This is a genomic window from Kosakonia sp. 1610 (genome assembly GCF_050435845.1).
GTDB lineage: Bacteria > Pseudomonadota > Gammaproteobacteria > Enterobacterales > Enterobacteriaceae > Kosakonia > Kosakonia cowanii.
In genome coordinates this window covers 356,719-376,122 of sequence record NZ_JBNDKZ010000003.1, presented here as the reverse complement: position 1 = coordinate 376,122, position 19,404 = coordinate 356,719, and the positions used below count along the sequence as shown (strand labels likewise).

General features: G+C 58.3%; 15 protein-coding genes. 11 read left to right on the top strand and 4 right to left on the bottom strand.

What is annotated here, in order from left to right:
* Positions 1-7: 7 nt before the first annotated feature.
* The 5 genes from araA to rluA all read left to right on the top strand — a co-directional run bounded on the left by araA (position 8) and on the right by rluA (position 8,502).
* Complete coding sequence (gene araA / locus ABIC80_RS12450; RefSeq protein WP_094419346.1) at positions 8-1,510, top strand: L-arabinose isomerase; 1,503 nt, start codon at positions 8-10, stop codon at positions 1,508-1,510.
* 139 nt (positions 1,511-1,649) lie between these two features.
* Positions 1,650-2,345, top strand: a complete 696-nt coding sequence (gene araD, locus ABIC80_RS12445; RefSeq protein ID WP_094419345.1) for an L-ribulose-5-phosphate 4-epimerase — start codon at positions 1,650-1,652, stop codon at positions 2,343-2,345.
* Between the two features lie 74 nt (positions 2,346-2,419).
* Entirely contained in the window at positions 2,420-4,777 is a 2,358-nt protein-coding gene (polB, locus tag ABIC80_RS12440) for a DNA polymerase II (protein WP_429177366.1), read from the top strand.
* Positions 4,778-4,923: 146 nt separating this feature from the next.
* Positions 4,924-7,830: an RNA polymerase-associated protein RapA gene (gene rapA / locus ABIC80_RS12435; protein ID WP_076768905.1), complete on the top strand. Its 2,907-nt coding sequence runs from the start codon at positions 4,924-4,926 to the stop codon at positions 7,828-7,830.
* Positions 7,831-7,842: 12 nt separating this feature from the next.
* The gene (rluA, locus tag ABIC80_RS12430) at positions 7,843-8,502 is read left to right on the top strand and encodes a bifunctional tRNA pseudouridine(32) synthase/23S rRNA pseudouridine(746) synthase RluA (RefSeq protein WP_094419342.1); all 660 of its coding nucleotides are present in this window, start codon (positions 7,843-7,845) and stop codon (positions 8,500-8,502) included.
* 37 nt (positions 8,503-8,539) lie between these two features.
* Here rluA and djlA read toward each other — a convergent pair whose 3' ends face one another.
* Positions 8,540-9,364, bottom strand: a complete 825-nt coding sequence (djlA, locus tag ABIC80_RS12425) for a co-chaperone DjlA (protein ID WP_124969843.1) — start codon at positions 9,362-9,364, stop codon at positions 8,540-8,542.
* A 195-nt stretch (positions 9,365-9,559) separates the two neighbouring features.
* Here djlA and lptD point away from each other — a divergent pair, with 195 nt between their 5' ends.
* Genes lptD through apaH form a run of 6 tightly spaced genes read left to right on the top strand, consistent with a single transcriptional unit; the run spans position 9,560 to position 16,279 of the window.
* Positions 9,560-11,902, top strand: coding sequence for an LPS assembly protein LptD (gene lptD / locus ABIC80_RS12420; protein ID WP_429177364.1), 2,343 nt, complete (start codon positions 9,560-9,562; stop codon positions 11,900-11,902).
* 53 nt (positions 11,903-11,955) lie between these two features.
* A complete protein-coding gene (gene surA / locus ABIC80_RS12415; protein WP_023480474.1) occupies positions 11,956-13,242 on the top strand; it encodes a peptidylprolyl isomerase SurA in 1,287 nt (428 codons plus the stop codon).
* Positions 13,239-14,228, top strand: coding sequence for a 4-hydroxythreonine-4-phosphate dehydrogenase PdxA (pdxA, locus tag ABIC80_RS12410; RefSeq protein ID WP_429177414.1), 990 nt, complete (start codon positions 13,239-13,241; stop codon positions 14,226-14,228). Before surA ends, pdxA begins: the two co-directional genes overlap by 4 nt.
* Positions 14,225-15,046 (top strand): 16S rRNA (adenine(1518)-N(6)/adenine(1519)-N(6))-dimethyltransferase RsmA, encoded by an 822-nt coding sequence (gene rsmA / locus ABIC80_RS12405; protein WP_023480359.1) that lies wholly within the window; start codon positions 14,225-14,227, stop codon positions 15,044-15,046. Before pdxA ends, rsmA begins: the two co-directional genes overlap by 4 nt.
* A 3-nt stretch (positions 15,047-15,049) precedes the next feature.
* Positions 15,050-15,427: a Co2+/Mg2+ efflux protein ApaG gene (apaG, locus tag ABIC80_RS12400; protein WP_042715373.1), complete on the top strand. Its 378-nt coding sequence runs from the start codon at positions 15,050-15,052 to the stop codon at positions 15,425-15,427.
* A gap of 3 nt (positions 15,428-15,430) precedes the next feature.
* The gene (apaH, locus tag ABIC80_RS12395; protein WP_429177363.1) at positions 15,431-16,279 is read left to right on the top strand and encodes a bis(5'-nucleosyl)-tetraphosphatase (symmetrical) ApaH; all 849 of its coding nucleotides are present in this window, start codon (positions 15,431-15,433) and stop codon (positions 16,277-16,279) included.
* A 34-nt stretch (positions 16,280-16,313) separates the two neighbouring features.
* On the opposite strand, the gene folA is transcribed toward apaH, so the two are convergent.
* The 3 genes from folA to kefF all read right to left on the bottom strand — a co-directional run bounded on the left by folA (position 16,314) and on the right by kefF (position 19,373).
* Positions 16,314-16,793: a type 3 dihydrofolate reductase gene (gene folA / locus ABIC80_RS12390; protein ID WP_023480281.1), complete on the bottom strand. Its 480-nt coding sequence runs from the start codon at positions 16,791-16,793 to the stop codon at positions 16,314-16,316.
* 194 nt (positions 16,794-16,987) lie between these two features.
* Positions 16,988-18,850 (bottom strand): glutathione-regulated potassium-efflux system protein KefC, encoded by a 1,863-nt coding sequence (gene kefC / locus ABIC80_RS12385; protein ID WP_139966657.1) that lies wholly within the window; start codon positions 18,848-18,850, stop codon positions 16,988-16,990.
* Positions 18,843-19,373, bottom strand: a complete 531-nt coding sequence (kefF, locus tag ABIC80_RS12380) for a glutathione-regulated potassium-efflux system oxidoreductase KefF (RefSeq protein ID WP_263753284.1) — start codon at positions 19,371-19,373, stop codon at positions 18,843-18,845. The genes kefC and kefF overlap by 8 nt, the downstream gene beginning before the upstream one ends.
* Positions 19,374-19,404 lie beyond the last annotated feature (31 nt).

Below are 19,404 nucleotides of genomic sequence, written 5' to 3'. Positions count from 1 at the left end.
CACGATCATGACTATTTTCGACAAGTATGAAATTTGGTTCGTTATTGGCAGCCAGCACCTGTACGGGCCGGAAGCCCTGAAGCAGGTGACGCATCATGCCGAGCAGGTGGTTAACGCCCTCAACGCAGAAGCAAAACTGCCCTGCAAACTGACGCTGAAGCCGCTGGGAACCACGCCGGATGAGATCACCGCCATCTGCCGCGATGCCAACTATGACGAGAAGTGCGCCGGGCTGGTGGTGTGGCTGCACACCTTCTCGCCGGCGAAAATGTGGATCAACGGCCTGTCGATCCTCAATAAGCCGCTGCTGCAGTTCCATACCCAGTTCAATGCTTCTCTGCCGTGGGACAGCATCGATATGGACTTTATGAACCTCAACCAGACCGCGCACGGCGGCCGCGAATTTGGCTTTATCGGCGCGCGTATGCGCCAGCAGCACAGCGTGGTAACCGGTCACTGGCAGGATAAACAGGCTCATTCCCGCATCGGTGCGTGGATGCGTCAGGCGGTGTCGAAACAGGATACCCGTCACCTGAAAGTGGTGCGCTTTGGCGACAACATGCGTGAAGTGGCGGTAACCGACGGCGATAAAGTGGCCGCACAGATCAAATTTGGCTTCTCGGTAAATACCTGGGGCGTGGGCGATCTGGTGCAGGTGGTGAATGCGGTGAGCGACGGCGATATCAATGCGCTGGTCGATGAGTATGAGAGCAGCTACCGCCTGACCGCGGCGGCCCAGGTGAACGGCGATAAACGCCAGAACGTAATCGATGCCGCGCGTATCGAGCTTGGCCTGAAACGTTTCTTAGAAGAGGGCGGCTTCCACGCCTTCACCACCACCTTTGAAGATCTGCACGGCCTGAAACAGCTGCCGGGTCTGGCGGTACAGCGCCTGATGCAGCAGGGCTACGGCTTTGCTGGCGAAGGCGACTGGAAGACCGCAGCGCTGCTGCGCATTATGAAGGTGATGTCCGGCGGCCTGAACGGCGGCACCTCCTTTATGGAGGATTACACCTACCACTTTGAGAATGGCAACGACCTGGTGCTCGGCTCGCATATGCTGGAAGTGTGCCCTTCTATCGCTCTCGACGAGAAACCGACGCTCGATGTGCAGTATCTCGGCATCGGCGGCAAGGCCGATCCGGCACGTCTGATCTTCTCCACCAAAACAGGTCCGGCGATCAACGCCAGCCTGATCGATCTCGGCGATCGCTTCCGCCTGCTGGTGAACTGTGTTGAAGCGGTGAAAACGCCGCACGATCTGCCGAACTTGCCGGTGGCGAATGCCCTGTGGAAAGCGCTGCCGGATCTCAACACCGCCTCCGAAGCGTGGATCCTCGCCGGTGGCGCGCACCATACCGTCTTTAGCCAGGCGCTGACGCTTGATGATATGCGCCAGTTCAGCGAGCTGCACGGCATTGAGCTGACGGTGATCGATGAAGATACCCGCCTGCCAGCGTTTAAAGATGCGCTGCGCTGGAACGAGCTCTATTACGGTTCTAAGCGCTAAGCCGATGCCCGGTGGCACTGCGTTTACCGGGCCTACAAAACCCGAAAGCCGGATAAGCCACGCGCCATCCGGCGATACAGACAAAACGAATCCGTAGGCCGGATAAGCCACGCGCCATCCGGCAATACAGGAGAAACCGATGCTCGACGATCTCAAACGGCAGGTGCTGGAAGCTAACCTGGCACTGCCAAAACATAATCTGGTCACCCTGACCTGGGGCAACGTCAGCGCCGTCGACCGCACCCGCGGCGTGCTGGTGATCAAACCCTCCGGCGTCGACTACAGCGTGATGACCGCCGAGGATATGGTGGTGGTGGATATCGCCACTGGCAACGTGGTTGAGGGGACGAAAAAGCCCTCTTCCGATACCCCCACCCACCGCTTGCTCTACCAGGCGTTTCCGACCATTGGCGGCATTGTCCACACCCATTCGCGCCACGCCACTATCTGGGCGCAGGCCGGGCAGCCTATTCCGGCGACCGGCACCACTCACGCCGACTACTTTTATGGCGAGATCCCCTGCACCCGCAAAATGCGCGATGAGGAGATCAACGGTGAATATGAGTGGGAAACGGGCAATGTGATTGTCGAAACTTTCGAGAAAAATGGTATCGACGCGGCGCAGATGCCTGGCGTGCTGGTGCACTCCCACGGGCCGTTTGCCTGGGGTAAAAATGCCGATGACGCGGTGCATAACGCCATTGTGCTGGAAGAGGTGGCCTATATGGGCATCTTCAGCCGCCAGCTCAATCCGCAGCTGCCCGCCATGCAGCAGACGCTGCTGGATAAGCACTATTTACGGAAACACGGCGCGAAAGCCTATTACGGACAATAGCTGTATAAAACCACAGCATCACCTACCGAACCAGGCTATAATCTCGCCTGGTTTCGGTTGAGTGAGAGCAAACTGTGGCGCAGGCGCAAGAAGGCTTTATTTTAACCCGTCACTGGCGGGATACGCCCAACGGGACGGAGATCGAACTCTGGCTTGCCACGGATAACGGCCCGCTGCGCGTGGTGCTGCCGCCGCAGGAGTCGGTTGCCTTTATTCCCGCCGAACAGGCCGACAACGCCCGCGCGCTGCTGCGCGATGAGCACAACTGGCGCTTAACGCCCCTCTCTCTCAACGATTTTCACCGCCGTCCCGTAATGGGGCTCTACTGTCGCGCCCACCGTCAATTAATGCGTTTTGAGAAGCTGCTGCGCGAAGGCGGTGTTACCGTCTATGAAGGCGATGTCCGCCCGCCGGAGCGCTATCTGATGGAGCGCTTTATCACCGCTCCGGTGTGGGTCGATGGCGAACCGCGCGGCAACGCGCTGGTTAATGCACGCCTGAAGCCGAGCCCGCACTATCGCCCGCCGCTGAAGTGGGTGTCGCTGGATATTGAAACCACCCGCCACGGCGAGCTTTACTGCATCGGCCTTGAGGGCTGCGGCCAGCGCACGGTCTATATGCTTGGCCCGGAGAATGGTGATGCGCAGGGGCTCGATTTCGATCTTATCTATGTCGCCAGCCGCCCGCAGCTGCTGGAGAAACTTAACGCCTGGTTTGCCGAGCACGATCCCGATGTGCTGATTGGCTGGAACGTGGTGCAGTTCGATTTGAAAGTGCTGCAAAAGAGCGCTGAGCGCTACCGCGTGCCGCTAACCCTTGGGCGCAACGGCAGCGAGCTGGAGTGGCGCGAGCACGGCTTTAAAAACGGCGTCTTCTTTGCCCAGGCACCGGGCCGCTTGATTATCGACGGCATCGACGCGCTGAAGTCCGCCTTCTGGAGCTTCTCCTCCTTCTCGCTGGAATCGGTATCGCGCGAGCTGCTCGGCGAGGGAAAAGCGATCGACAACCCGTGGGATCGCATGGATGAGATCAACCGCCGCTTCGCCGAAAATAAGCCGGCGCTCGCTACCTATAACCTGAAGGATTGCGAGCTGGTGACGCGTATCTTCCATAAAACGGAGATCATGCCCTTTTTGCTGGAGCGTGCGACGGTCAACGGCCTGCCCGCCGACCGCCACGGCGGCTCGGTTGCCGCCTTTAGCCACCTCTATTTTCCGCGCATGCACCGCGCCGGTTATGTGGCACCCAATCTCGGCGATGTCGCACCGCAGGCGAGCCCCGGCGGCTATGTGATGGACTCACGCCCAGGCCTCTATGATTCGGTGCTGGTGCTCGATTACAAAAGCCTCTACCCGTCGATCATCCGCACCTTTCTTATCGATCCGGTCGGTCTGATTGAGGGGCTGGCGCAGCCGGATGCGGCGCACAGCACGGAAGGTTTTCTCGGCGCGTGGTTTTCGCGCGAGAAGCACTGCCTGCCGGAGATTGTCGGGCAGATTTGGCACGGGCGCGATGAGGCCAAACGGCAGGGCAATAAGCCGCTGTCACAGGCGCTGAAGATCATTATGAACGCCTTCTACGGCGTGCTCGGCACCACCGCCTGCCGCTTCTTTGATCCGCGGCTCGCCTCGTCGATCACCATGCGCGGGCACCAGATCATGCTGCAAACCAAAGCGCTGATTGAAGCCGAAGGGTATGACGTGATCTATGGTGATACGGACTCCACCTTCGTCTGGCTTAAACATCAGCACAGCGAAGAGGCGGCGGCGAAAATTGGCCAGCAGCTGGTCGACACGGTTAACCGCTGGTGGACCGCGCATCTGCAACAACAGGGGCTGGAGAGCGCGCTGGAGCTGGAGTTTGAAACCCATTTTTGCCGCTTTCTGATGCCGACCATTCGCGGTACCGATCAGGGGAGTAAAAAGCGCTACGCCGGGATGATTCAGGAGGGCGATACGCAGCGCATGGTGTTTAAAGGCCTTGAGACGGTACGTACCGACTGGACGCCGCTGGCGCAGCAGTTTCAGCAGGTGCTCTATCTGCGTATCTTTCGCAACGAGCCCTACCAGGATTATGTTCGCGAGACCATCGCCAGCCTGATGGCGGGCGAACTGGATGCGCAGCTGGTCTACCGCAAGCGCCTGCGCCGCCCGCTGGCGGAGTATGAGCGTAATGTGCCGCCGCACGTGCGCGCCGCGCGTCTTGCCGACGAGGAAAACCAGAAGCGCGGGCGCGCGCCGCAGTACCAGAACCGCGGCACTATTAAGTATCTCTGGACGACGAGTGGTCCGGAACCGGTCGATTACCAGCGCTCGCCGCTCGATTACGATCACTATTTAACGAAGCAGTTGCAGCCGGTCGCCGATGGGATACTTCCTTTCCTTGACGATGACTTTGCTACACTGATGACAGGGCAGCTGGGACTATTCTGACCGTGATGCTGCACGAATCGGTCTATACGAACGAAGTTGGTTCCAGTACCATAGCGCCCTTCCTTTTTCTGGCCCCAAATTTATCCGCCCGCCTGTCGCCAGGCGGTGACGAACTATTGCCTGCAATTAGAGATTAGAGTTCATTTATGCCCTTTACACTTGGTCAACGCTGGATCAGCGATACGGAAAGCGAGCTTGGACTTGGTACTGTCGTTGCGATGGACGCGCGCACGGTCACCCTGCTTTTCCCCGCCACCGGTGAAAATCGCTTGTATGCCCGCAGCGACTCTCCCGTCACGCGCGTCATGTTCAATCCCGGTGACACCATCACCAGTCACGACGGCTGGCAGCTCACCATCGATGAAGTCAACGAAGAGAACGGTCTGCTCGCCTATACCGGTACGCGTCTTGATACCGGTGAGAGCAACGTGGTGCTGCGTGAAGTGCTGCTCGACAGCAAGCTGGTGTTCAGCAAGCCGCAGGATCGTCTTTTCGCCGGGCAGATTGATCGTATGGACCGTTTCGCGCTGCGCTACCGCGCGCGGAAATACCAGAGTGAGCAGTACCGCATGCCGTGGAGCGGCCTGCGTGGGCAGCGTACGAATCTGATTCCACACCAGTTGCACATCGCCCATGACGTGGGCCGCCGCCATGCGCCGCGCGTGCTGCTGGCCGATGAAGTGGGGCTGGGCAAAACCATTGAAGCCGGGATGATCCTGCATCAGCAGCTGCTGGCGGGTGCCGCCGAGCGCGTGCTGATCGTGGTGCCGGAAACCCTGCAACACCAGTGGCTGGTTGAGATGCTGCGCCGCTTCAACCTGCGCTTTGCGCTGTTTGATGACGATCGTTATGCCGAAGCGCAGCACGATAGCGATAACCCGTTCGAGACCGAACAGCTGGTGATCTGCTCCCTTGATTTCGTGCGCCGCAGCAAGCAGCGCCTCGAACACCTGTGCGATGCCGAGTGGGATCTGCTGGTGGTCGATGAAGCGCACCACCTGGTGTGGAGCGAAAAAGAGGCGAGCCGCGAATATCTCGCCATTGAACAACTGGCCGAGCGCGTGCCGGGCATTCTGCTGCTGACCGCAACACCGGAACAGCTCGGTATGGAGAGCCACTTTGCGCGTCTGCGCCTGCTCGACCCGAACCGTTTCCATGATTTTGCCCAGTTTGTTGATGAGCAGCAGAACTACCGTCCGGTAGCCGACGCCGTCGCGCTGCTGCTGGCGGGCGAACGCCTGAGCAATGACGATCTCAATATGCTAAGCGAGCTGGTGGGCGAGCAGGATATCGAGCCGCTGCTGCAAACCGCGAACAGCGATCGCGACGGCGCTGCCGATGCGCGCCAGGAGCTGATCGCCATGCTGATGGATCGCCACGGCACCAGCCGCGTGCTGTTCCGTAATACCCGTAACGGGGTCAAAGGCTTCCCGAAACGCGAACTGCACACGGTGAAACTGCCGCTGCCGACCCAGTACCAGACGGCGATTAAGGTCTCCGGCATCATGGGTGCGCGCAAAAGCCAGGAAGAGCGCGCCCGCGACATGCTCTACCCGGAGCAGATCTATCAGGAGTTTGAAGGCGACAGCGGCACCTGGTGGAACTTCGATCCGCGCGTCGAGTGGCTGATGGGCTACCTCACCAGCCACCGCTCGCAGAAGGTGCTGGTGATCTGCGCCAAAGCGGCGACCGCGCTGCAGCTGGAGCAGGTACTGCGCGAGCGCGAAGGCATCCGCGCAGCGGTGTTCCATGAAGGGATGTCGATTATTGAACGCGATCGCGCGGCGGCCTGGTTCTCGGAAGAGGATAGCGGCGCGCAGGTGCTGCTCTGCTCCGAAATCGGCTCTGAAGGGCGTAACTTCCAGTTCGCCAGCCATCTGGTGATGTTCGACCTGCCCTTCAACCCGGATCTGCTCGAACAGCGTATTGGCCGTCTGGATCGTATTGGCCAGGCGCATGACATTCAGATCCACGTGCCATATCTTGAAAAAACCGCGCAGTCGGTGCTGGTACGCTGGTATCACGAAGGGCTGGACGCGTTTGAACACACCTGCCCGACCGGCCGCGCGATCTACGACAGCGTGCACGGCGAGCTGATTAACTACCTGGCCGCACCGGAAAACACCGACGGTTTTGACGAGCTGATTAAAACCTGCCGCGCGCAGCATGATGAGTTGAAAGCGCAGCTGGAGCAGGGCCGCGACCGCCTGCTGGAGATCCACTCCAACGGCGGCGAAAAAGCGCAGGCGCTGGCTGACAGCATCGCCGAACAGGATGACGACACCGCGCTTATCGCCTTCGCCATGAACCTGTTTGATATCGTCGGCATTAACCAGGACGATCGCGGCGAGAACATGATTGTGCTGACGCCATCGGATCATATGCTGGTGCCGGACTTCCCGGGCTTGCCGGAAGATGGCTGCACCATCACCTTTGAGCGTGATGTAGCGCTGTCGCGCGAAGATGCGCAGTTTGTCACCTGGGAGCACCCGATCATCCGTAACGGCCTGGATCTGATCCTCTCCGGCGATACCGGTAGCAGCACCATTTCCCTGCTGAAGAACAAAGCCTTACCGGTCGGCACGCTGCTGGTGGAGCTGATCTACGTGGTCGAAGCACAGGCACCGAAGCAGTTGCAGTTAAACCGCTTCCTGCCGTCGACGCCGATCCGCCTGCTGGTGGATAAAAACGGTAACAACCTCGCCGCACAGGTGGAGTTTGAGACCTTTAACCGCCAGCTGAGCGCGGTAAACCGCCATACCGGCAGCAAACTGGTCAACGCCGTACAGCAGGAAGTGCATACTATCCTGCAAAAAGGGGAAGCCCAGGTGGCTGACGCCGCGAAGGCGCTGATTGAAGCCGCGCGCCGCGAAGCCGATGAGAAGCTCTCTGCGGAGCTGGCGCGTCTGGAAGCGCTGAAAGCCGTCAACCCGAACATTCGTGATGACGAGCTGGAAGCGATCGAGAGCAACCGGCTGCAGGTGATGGAGAGTCTGGCGCAGGCCAGCTGGCGTCTGGACGCGCTGCGTCTGATTGTCGTCACGCATCAATAAACGGAGCCCGCAATGGTGATGGAGCCCTACAACCCGCCGCAGGATCCCTGGCTGGTCATTCTCTATCAGGATGAGCACATTATGGTCGTCAACAAGCCCAGCGGCTTGTTGTCGGTGCCGGGGCGTCTTGATGAGCACAAAGACAGCGTGATGACGCGCATTCAGCGCGACTATCCGCTGGCGGAATCGGTGCACCGGCTGGATATGGCTACCAGCGGCGTGATTGTGGTGGCACTCACCAAAGCGGCCGAGCGCGAGCTGAAACGCCAGTTCCGCGAACGCGAGCCGAAAAAGCAGTACCTGGCGCGCGTCTGGGGTCACCCGGAAAAAGCGGAAGGGCTGGTGGATCTGCCGCTGATTTGCGACTGGCCGAACCGGCCAAAGCAGAAGGTCTGTTTTGAAACCGGCAAGGCGGCGCAGACGGAGTATGAAGTGTTGTCCTATGACGAGGATGGCAGCGCGCGGGTGCGTCTGAAGCCGATTACCGGTCGTTCACACCAGCTGCGGGTGCATATGCTGGCGCTGGGTCATCCGATCCTTGGCGACCGCTTTTATGCGACGCCAGAGGCGCTGGCGATGGCGCCGCGTTTACAGCTCCATGCCGAAATATTGACCATTACCCACCCGGCGTTTGGCAACAGCATGACGTTTAAGGCACCGGTGGATTTTTGAGAACGCGCCCCGATCTTGCGGTCGGGGACGTTTTTTATTAGCGAAACCCTTTCTGTTCGCGAATCAGTTCGTAGGCTTTCTGGATGTCCTGCGCTTTCTGCTTCGCCATCTCCATCATCTCCGGCGGTAATCCTTTCGCCACCAGCTTGTCCGGGTGATGCTCGCCCATTAAGCGGCGATAGGCGCGTTTAATGGTTGTCGCATCGTCGGTGGCTTTCACCCCCAGCACGTTACAGGCATCTTCCAGCGTTGGGCCGCGCTGCGACTGCTGCCATCCACCACCGCCTGCTTGCTGCTGTGAGTTGTTAAAGCCGCCGCCAAACTGCGCCCCGCCCTGCATCATCAGCAGGAACTGATCGAACTGCTGGCGAGAGATGCCCAGCTCTTCGGCAATGACGTACAGAACCTGGCGTTCGCTCGGGTGGAGCGTACCGTCAGCAAACGCTGCCTGGATTTGAATTTCCAGAAACATCCTAATCAAATCAAAGCGGCCGAAACAGACGCTGCGAAACTGACGCATCTTATCGCGTAACGGGTAGTTATCCGTTTTGCCGACGCGAAACGCGTGCTGCGCCGCGGTGCGCGACTCGCCGTGCAGATTCAGACGATCCATAAACAGGGTGGCGACCTGAATATCCGCTTCCGTTACGCGCCCCTTCGATTTGGTTAAATGCCCCATCACCTCAAAGGTGGTGGCAAAAAAAAGCGTCTGGCGCTCGCGCTGGTTGGCAAACCACGCCATTTTACGGCTGCGTGATTTGTCAAAAAGATGCCCAATAATCAGCCCCAGCACGGCGCCCCAAAAGCCGCCGCCTACGAAAAGGGCAACGACTACTCCAACCACTTTCCCCCAATACTGCATATACTCCCCAAATCGTCATGCCGTCGGCTAAAATTTGCTTTATCATACCCGTCATTCTATGCCGTGCACAGGCGCAGGCTCTCCTTCTGGCTCGAACGCGGGCAGGATTAAAACTAGCGTTGCAAAGGCGAGTAAGTTAGTCTCAGACCGTTTGCCAGCGTAAAGCCACAGATGACGGAACAACACATAAAACGTATGAAAAAACGTATCCCCACCCTCCTGGCCACCATGATTGGCTACGCCCTTTACAGTCAGCAGGGGATGGCAGCCGATCTTGCCTCGCAGTGTATGCTTGGCGTTCCCAGCTATAACCGCCCCCTGATTAAAGGCGATACCAATAACTTACCGGTAACGATCAACGCCGATCATGCTAAAGGCAACTACCCTGACGACGCCGTTTTTACCGGCAATGTCGATATTAATCAGGGTAATAGCCGCATGCAGGCCGATGAGGTTCAGGTTCATCAACAGCAACCGGAAGGTCAGACAGAACCTGTACGAACGGTGGATGCGCTCGGTAATGTGCACTATGACGACAATCAGGTCATCCTGAAAGGTCCGAAAGGTTGGGCGAATCTCAACACAAAAGATACCAATATCTGGGACGGTAACTACCAGATGGTTGACCGCCAGGGTCGCGGTACTGCCGATCTGATGAAACAGCGCGGCCAGAATCGCTATACCATTCTGGACAACGGTACCTTTACCTCCTGTCTGCCCGGCTCCAATACCTGGAGCGTGGTGGGAAGCGAGGTGATTCAGGATCGCGAAGAGCAGGTTGCTGAGATCTGGAACGCCCGCTTTAAGCTCGGCCCGGTTCCGGTCTTCTACAGCCCCTATTTGCAGTTGCCGATCGGGGATAAGCGCCGTTCAGGTTTCCTGATCCCGAACGCCAAGTACTCAACCAGCAACTACTTCGAATTCTACCTGCCCTACTACTGGAACATCGCGCCCAATATGGATGCGACGATCACGCCGCACTATATCCACAAGCGCGGTAACACCCAGTGGCAGAACGAGTTCCGCTACCTGTCGCAGGCTGGCGAAGGTCTGATTGAGTTCGATTATCTGCCCTCCGATAAAGTGTATGAAGATGAGCACCCAACCGAAGGCGATCGCCATCGCTGGCTCTTCTTCTGGCAGCATGCCGGGGTGCTGGATAAAGTGTGGCGTTTTAACGCCAACTACACCAAAGTTAGCGATCCGAACTACTTTAACGACTTCTCGTCAAAATATGGTTCCAGTACAGACGGTTACGCCACGCAGATCCTCAGCGTCGGCTATGCGGTTGAAAACTTTGACGCTACGGTCTCTACCAAGCAGTTCCAGGTGTTTAACCGTAACAACAGTAACTCCTACTCTGCGCAGCCGCAGGTGGACGTAAACTGGTACCACAACGATCTCGGTCCGTTCGATTTCCGCGTGTATGGCCAGGCGGTTAACTTTGTTAATACCAACAAAAACAACCCTGAGTCGACGCGTCTGCATCTGGAGCCGACTTTAAGCCTGCCGCTTTCGAATGGCTGGAGCAGTCTCAATACCGAAGTCAAAATGTTGGCGACCCACTACCAGCAGACCAATGTCGACACCTATAACACCCGTAACGGCACCGATTATCGCGAGTCTGTTGACCGCGTCATGCCGCAGTTTAAGACTGACGGCAAGCTGGTGTTCGAACGTAATATGGACTGGGCGGCGGGCTACACCCAGACGCTGGAGCCGCGCGCGCAGTACCTCTATGTGCCGTACCGCGATCAGAGCCATATCAATAACTACGACTCCTCCCTGTTACAGTCAGACTACAGCGGCCTGTTCCGTGACCGTACCTATGGCGGTCTCGACCGCATCGCGTCGGCAAACCAGGTCACTACCGGTCTCACCACGCGTATTTTTGATGATGCGGCGGTTGAACGTTTTAACGTTTCTGTTGGTCAAATCTACTATTTCACCGAGTCCCGTACCGGTGATGACAACATCAAATGGGAGAAAGACAACAAAACCGGTTCGCTGGTGTGGGCAGGTGACACCTACTGGCGTATCTCCGACCGTTGGGGTCTGCGCGGCGGGGTTCAGTACGATACGCGTCTGAACAACATCGCCAACAGCAGCTCTGCGCTGGAATACCGCCGGGATCAAGACCGTCTGGTGCAGCTGAGCTACCGTTATGCAAGCCCGGAGTATATCCAGGCAACGCTGCCGAACTACGCGGCATCAGAGCAGTATAAAAACGGGATTTCGCAGGTGGGCACCGCCGCAAGCTGGCCGATTGCCGATCGCTGGTCTCTTGTTGGCGCGTACTATCTTGATACCAATACCAAAAAGCCTGCGGACCAGATGGTTGGCGTGCAGTACAACTCCTGCTGTTATGCGATTCGCCTCGGTTGGGAACGCAAACTTAACGGCTGGGAGAACGATCAGAGCAAGTATGAAAAAGTTATCGGTTTCAACATTGAGCTTCGCGGCCTGAGTTCCAACTATGGCCTGGGTACGCAAGAGATGCTGCGCTCGAACATCCTGCCGTACCGTAGCTCACTGTGATCTGTTTGATTTGCAACGTAATCCGCACTGCGGTTAATTGAAATGGAAAAGGTATGAAGAACTGGAAAACGCTGCTTCTCGGTATCGCTATGGTTGCGAATACCAGTTTTGCCGCGCCTCAGGTTGTCGATAAAGTCGCCGCCGTGGTGAATAACGGCGTCGTGCTCGAAAGTGACGTTGATGGTTTGATGCAGTCCGTCAAAGCGAATGCTGGCCAGGCGGGTCAACAGTTGCCGGATGATAAAACCCTGCGCCATCAGATCCTGGAGCGTCTGATCATGGATCAGATCATTTTGCAGATGGGCACGAAGATGGGCGTCAAAGTGACTGACGAACAGCTCGATGCCGCTATCGCGGATATTGCGAAACAGAACAACATGACGATGGATCAGATGCGCAGCCGTCTGGCCTACGATGGGATGAATTTCAGCACCTATCGTAATCAGATCCGCAAAGAGATGATCATCTCCGAAGTGCGTAACAGCGAAGTGCGTCGTCGTGTGACCGTACTGCCGCAGGAAGTGGAGTCGCTGGCGCAGCAAGTTGGCAACCAGAACGATGCCAGCACCGAGCTGAACCTGAGCCACATCCTGATCCCGCTGTCAGAAAACCCGACCTCCGCGCAGGTTAACGAAGCAGAAGCCCAGGCGCGCTCGATCATTGAGCAGGCGCGTAACGGCGCTGACTTTGGCAAGCTGGCAATCACCTACTCTGCTGACCAGCAGGCGCTGAAAGGCGGCCAGATGGGCTGGGGCCGTATTCAGGAGCTGCCGAGCGTCTTCGCTCAGGCGCTGAGCACGGCGAAAAAAGGCGACGTGCTGGGCCCAATCCGCTCTGGTGTTGGTTTCCACATTCTTAAAGTGAACGATCTGCGCGGTCAGTCGAAGAGCATCTCCGTGACCGAAGTGCATGCCCGTCACATCCTGCTGAAACCGTCGCCGATCATGACCGATGACCAGGCGCGTACCAAGCTGGAAGAGATTGCTGCCGATATTAAGAGCGGTCGCACCACGTTTGCTAATGCAGCGAAAGAGTTCTCTCAGGATCCGGGTTCAGCCAACCAGGGCGGTGACCTCGGCTGGGCGGCAGCGGATATCTACGATCCCGCTTTCCGCGATGCGCTGATGAAGCTGAAACGCGGCCAGATGAGCGGCCCGGTGCACTCCTCCTTCGGCTGGCACCTGATCGAAATGCTCGATTCGCGCAACGTCGACAAAACCGATGCCGCGCAGAAAGATCGCGCCTACCGGATGTTGATGAACCGCAAGTTCTCTGAAGAGGCGGCAACCTGGATGCAGGAACAACGCGCCAGCGCTTACGTCAAAATTCTGAGCAACTGATGAACACGCAGCGCATCGTTATCACTCCCGGCGAACCCGCCGGGATTGGCCCGGATCTGGTGGTGCAGCTCGCCCAGCGCGACTGGCCGGTTGAACTGGTAATCTGCGGCGATGCGACGCTGTTAACTGACCGGGCAGCCCTGCTCGGTCTGCCGCTTACGCTTCGGGAGTACGCTCCCGGGCACGTAGCGGTGCCGCAACAGTCCGGAACCCTTACCCTGCTGCCCATTGCGCTCAACGCGCCGGTTGTCGCCGGTCGTCTTAATCCGCAAAACGGTGCTTACGTCGTCTCTACCCTTGCCCGCGCCTGTGATGGTTGCCTGAACGGTGAGTTCGCCGCGCTGGTTACCGGCCCGGTGCATAAAGGGGTGATCAACGATTCGGGGACGCCCTTTACCGGGCACACGGAGTTTTTCGAGCAGCGCGCTCACGCCGACAAAGTGGTAATGATGCTGGCAACGGAGACGCTGCGCGTGGCGCTGGCGACGACGCATCTGCCGCTCAGAGAGGTGGCGGATGCCATCACGCCCGATCTGCTGCGTGAAGTTATCACCATTCTGCACGGCGATTTACGGCAGAAGTTTGGTATCGCCTCTCCGCATATTCTGGTCTGCGGCCTCAACCCCCATGCGGGCGAAGGTGGCCATATGGGCACGGAAGAGATCGATACCATCATTCCGGTGCTGGAAGCGATGCGTCGCGAAGGCATGAACTTGAGCGGTCCGCTCCCGGCAGACACGCTGTTTCAGCCGAAATACCTCGATAACGCCGACGCGGTGCTGGCGATGTACCACGATCAAGGCCTGCCCGTGCTAAAATACCAGGGCTTTGGCCGCGGGGTGAATATTACCCTCGGTTTACCTTTTATTCGCACCTCCGTCGACCACGGTACCGCCCTTGAACTGGCGGGACAGGGAACCGCGGAGGTCGGCAGTTTTATTACGGCGCTTAATCTCGCCATCAAGATGATTGTTAATACTCAATGAATACTCGCGTCCATCAGGGCCACTTAGCCCGCAAGCGCTTCGGGCAAAACTTCCTCCACGACCAGTTCGTGATCGACAGCATCGTTTCCGCCATCAACCCGCAAAAGGGTCAGGCCATGGTCGAAATCGGCCCGGGTCTTGGCGCGCTGACCGAACCGGTCGGCGACCGTCTGGATAAAATGACGGTTATCGAGCTTGACCGCGATCTGGCGGCTCGTCTGCAAACGCATCCGTTCCTCGCACCAAAGCTGACGATTTATCAGCAGGATGCGATGACCATGAACTTCGGCGAACTGTCGCAAACCCTCGGCCAGCCGCTGCGCGTTTTCGGCAATCTGCCCTACAACATCTCGACACCGTTGATGTTTCATCTGTTTAGCTATACTGATGCCATTGCCGACATGCACTTTATGTTGCAAAAAGAGGTGGTAAACCGCCTGGTTGCAGGGCCGAACAGTAAAGCGTATGGACGACTGAGCGTAATGGCGCAGTACTATTGCCAGGTGATCCCGGTGCTCGAAGTGCCGCCGACCGCCTTCGCGCCGCCGCCAAAAGTCGATTCCGCCGTGGTGCGCCTGGTGCCGCATACCACTATGCCGCACCCGGTAAAAGAGGTTCGCACCCTTAGCCGCATTACTACCGAAGCGTTCAACCAGCGCCGTAAGACCATTCGTAACAGTCTCGGCAATGTGTTTACCGTCGACGTGCTTTCATCGTTGGGTATCGATCCGACGATGCGCGCAGAAAATATCTCTGTTGCGCAGTATTGTCAGTTAGCCAACTACCTGACGGATAATGCGCCGCCGAAGGAGAGTTAACCCATGATCAATTCGCCCCGCGTCTCTGTGCAGGTTCAAAGCCTCTATATCGAGTCACAGTCGCAACCCGACCATGAACGCTATGTCTTTGCTTACACCGTCACCATCCGGAACCTGGGGCGAAGCGCCGTCCAGTTGCTCAGTCGCTACTGGTTGATCACCAATGGAAATGGCCGCGAAACGGAAGTGCAGGGCGAAGGTGTGGTGGGCGAGCAGCCCCATATCGAGCCAGGCGGCGAATTTCAGTACACCAGCGGCGCGGTGATCGAAACGCCGCTGGGCACCATGCAGGGCCATTACGATATGGTCGATGCGCAGGGCAACCCCTTCCGCGTCGCTATCCCGGTCTTCCGACTCGCCGTTCCAATAGTGATCCATTAATCAATGTCTACATACTTTATTGGCGACGTTCACGGTTGCTTTGATGAACTGATCGCGCTGTTAAACCAGGTGCAGTTTTCACCGGAAAAAGACACCGTATGGCTGACCGGCGACCTCGTGGCGCGCGGCCCTGGCTCGCTCGACGTGCTGCGTTACGTCAAATCCCTTGGCGACAGCGCGCGCGTTGTGCTCGGCAATCACGATCTGCATCTGCTGGCAGTCTTTGCCGGCATCAGCCGCAATAAGCCGAAAGATCGGCTTAACCTGCTGCTGGAAGCGCCCGACGCCGACGAGCTGATTAACTGGCTGCGTCGCCAGCCGCTGCTGCAAATCGATGAAGAGAAAAAGGTGGTGATGGCCCACGCCGGGATCACGCCACAGTGGGATCTCGACACGGCGAAAAGCTGCGCCCGCGATGTCGAAGCGGTGCTGGCAAGCGACTCCTATCCGCTATTCCTCGATGCGATGTATGGCGATCTGCCAAACCACTGGTCGCCGGAGCTGAGCGGCCTTGCACGTTTACGCTTTATCACCAACGCATTTACGCGGATGCGTTACTGCTTCCCGAACGGGCAGCTGGATATGTACTGCAAAGATACGCCGCAGAACGCGCCGGCACCGCTGAAACCCTGGTTCTCAATTCCGGGTCCGGTCGCGCAAGAGTACGGCATCGTCTTCGGTCACTGGGCATCGCTGGAAGGCGAAGGCACGCCGGAGGGGATTTACGGCCTGGATACCGGCTGCTGCTGGGGCGGGGATCTCACCTGCCTGCGCTGGGAGGATAAGCAGATCTTCACCCAGCCATCGAATCGCCAGATGGATCTGGGTGATGGGGAAGCTATCGCCTCCTGAAATGAAAATCCCCGGCATGCCGGGGATTTTGCTATTAGCGACGCTCGAGAATTTCGAAGCAGTAGCTGTGTGAATTCTGCGCGTCCGCGTCGTGGAATTCACTGAAGACCGAGTCCCACTCGTCCGGATCGTAATCCGGGAAATGGGTATCGCCCTCCACTTCCGCATCGATGTGCGTCAGGTAGAGGCGCTGCGCTTTCGGCAGGAACTGCTCATACACGCGGCCGCCACCGATCACCATGATCTCCTGCGCATCGCCGCACGCCGCCAGCGCATCCTCAACGGATTTCACCCACTCAACGCGATCGTCGGTGCCAGGCTGGCTGCTGATGACAATGTTTTTACGCCCCGGCAGCGGGCGACCGATGGATTCCCATGTCAGGCGGCCCATCACAACAGGTTTATTCAAGGTGTTGCGCTTAAACCAGGCGAGATCGGCAGGGAGATCCCACGGCATGGCATTCTCCATACCGATGACGCGATCCACTGCTAACGCCGCAATCAGACTGATCATTCATTCATTTCCTGGATGCAAAAAATTGTCGCCACTATACGGAAAGCACAATCTTTCGTCGACGGTGTGCAAGGTAAAGAAGAAGAAAAATTTCTGTTCTGCTGGCGGTGACCCTGCACATCTTAGCACCGCCAGCTTTCCATGCCTGATCTATCAAGCCGTTAGCCGTCAAGCAGCCTTAACAGACCGCGCGATCAGGGCTCTGGTTTCACCGCGGGCTCATCTGCCGGATCGTCAGTGTGCCGCCCCTCTTCCGTCCCCTGCCAGCCATGGCGCTGCGTAACAGAGAGATGCGCACGATCTTCGGCGATAATCTCCGTCAGCATGGCGCTAGTACGCTTAAACACTGCAACGCGCCCCTGGCCGCCATCTTCCGCATTCGCCATCTCTTCAATCATGTCGTGATTAAAGCGGCGGAAGCGATCGGCGCGCTCGCGCGCCTCATAGGCCCCCAGCCCCAGCCCTTCAAGCGCCTGACGGCCGGTTTTCAGCGCCGCTTCGAAGGTCTCACGTTCAGGATCCTCGACGCCCATCTGACGCAGGCGAATGTAGTGATCGACATCGCGGGCGCGGGCAATAATGCGCAGGTGCGGGAAGTGCTCCTTCGCCAGCTCCGTTAAGTGCAGGCTGGCTTCGGGATCATCAATTGCGTTGATCAAGACTTCCGCCCGCGCCGCGCCCGCAGACTCCAGCAGATCGACGCGGGTCGCGTCACCGTAGAAGACCTTCATACCAAACTTACGCAGCGTCTCGATATGGTCGGGATCGTGATCGAGGATCACCATCTTCACGCCGCTGGAGAGCAGCAGACGCCCTGAGATCTGCCCGAAGCGGCCAAAGCCGGCAACGATCACCCGCGCCTCCTCTTCGTCAATCGCATCAGCTTCCTGCTCCCGATCACCGCCGCCCGCTTCCAGACGCGCAAGCACCAGCAGCAGCAGCGGCGTTGCCGCCATCGACAGCGCCACGGTGAGGGTTAAGGCTTTCGCCCATTCACTATCCAGCACCTGCGCCGTCTGCGCGGCACCAAACACCACGAAGGCAAATTCACTCCCCTGCCCCAGCAGCGCCGCGAACCACCAGCGCTGTTTGCGCGGCACCGTTAAAGGACGCGCAATCAGCCACAGCACCGCGGTTTTAATCACCAGGAACCCGCCCAGCAGCAGCAGGATGCGCAGCGGATGGCTTACCAGCGTGCCAAAATCGATCGACATGCCGACGCCGATAAAGAAGAGCCCGAGCAGCAGCCCTTTAAACGGCTCGATATCGCTCTCCAGCGCGTGGCGATACTCGGAGCTGGCAAGCAGCACCCCGGCGAGGAAGGCGCCCATCGCCATCGATAACCCGGCCTCTTCCAGCAGCAAACCGAAACCGAAGACCAGCAACAGCGCCACGGCGCAGAAGACTTCCCGCAGGCCGGAGCGGGCGACAAAGCGCAGCGCCGGGCGTGCGACATAGCGCCCAATCAGCACCACCAGCGTCAGCGCCGCCACCACTTTTAACGCGGATAATAGAAAGGCGCTGAGGGTCATCGCTCCGCCACTGGCAGCCAGTAGCGGGATCATCGCCACCAGCGGAATCGCGGCGATATCCTGGAACAGCAGCACTGAAAAGGCACTGCGCCCCATCTGCGAGGCGGTAAGGTTCCGCTCATTCATCGCCTGCATGGCAATAGCGGTCGATGAGAGCCCCAGCGTCAGGCCAATCAGCAGCGCCACCGGCCACGGCAGGCCAAGCAGCAGACAGAAGCCGCCGAGCAGCAGGCCACAACTGCCCATCTGCAACGCGCCGCCGCCAAACACCGAGGCGCGCAATTTCCATAACCGCTGCGGATCGAGCTCGAGCCCGATGATAAACAGCATCAATACCACGCCGATTTCGGCGAAGTGCAGAATAGACTCCGCATCGGTGACCAGCCGTAATCCCCACGGGCCGATAATCCCGCCGGCAATCAGGTAACCAAGCACTGAACCGAGCCCGAGGCGCATGGCGATTGGCACCACCAGCGCCGCCGCTCCCAGGTAGATCAGCGCCTGAATCATTGAGTGACTATCCACGCTGCACCTCCAGCCATGTCTGCAAACGCTGTTTATATTGCCGTGCCTGCGCCTGCAGGGTTTCGTCATCGCAGACAAAAGTGCGGTGAATGGCAAAAGGCGGCAGCCAGGTCAGCCCACAATAGAGCGCCGTGGCCTGCAAAGGCTGGGCCAGCACCTCAAAACCAGGGTGCTCACCCAGATCAAAATGGTGCTCGCCGCCGCCGGTAGTCACCGCCCACATAATGCTTTTGCCACGCAACGCGGTGCCGCCGTGACCATATGCCCAGCCGTGGGCCAGCACTTTATCGATCCAGAGTTTGAGTAACGGCGTGACGCTATACCACTGCATCGGGTGCTGCCAGATGATGAGATCGGCACGTGCCAGAGCATGCTGCTCGGCGGCAATGTCGATATTGAAATCGGGATAGAGGTCGTAAAGGGAACGGATCTCCACCTCATCCATTGTCCTGACCTGCTCAAGCATCTGCTTATTAGCATGGGAGTGTTGCGGATAGGGGTGGGCGTAAATAATAAGGATCATCGATTACCTGTTTCACTGACAATTTTCAAAG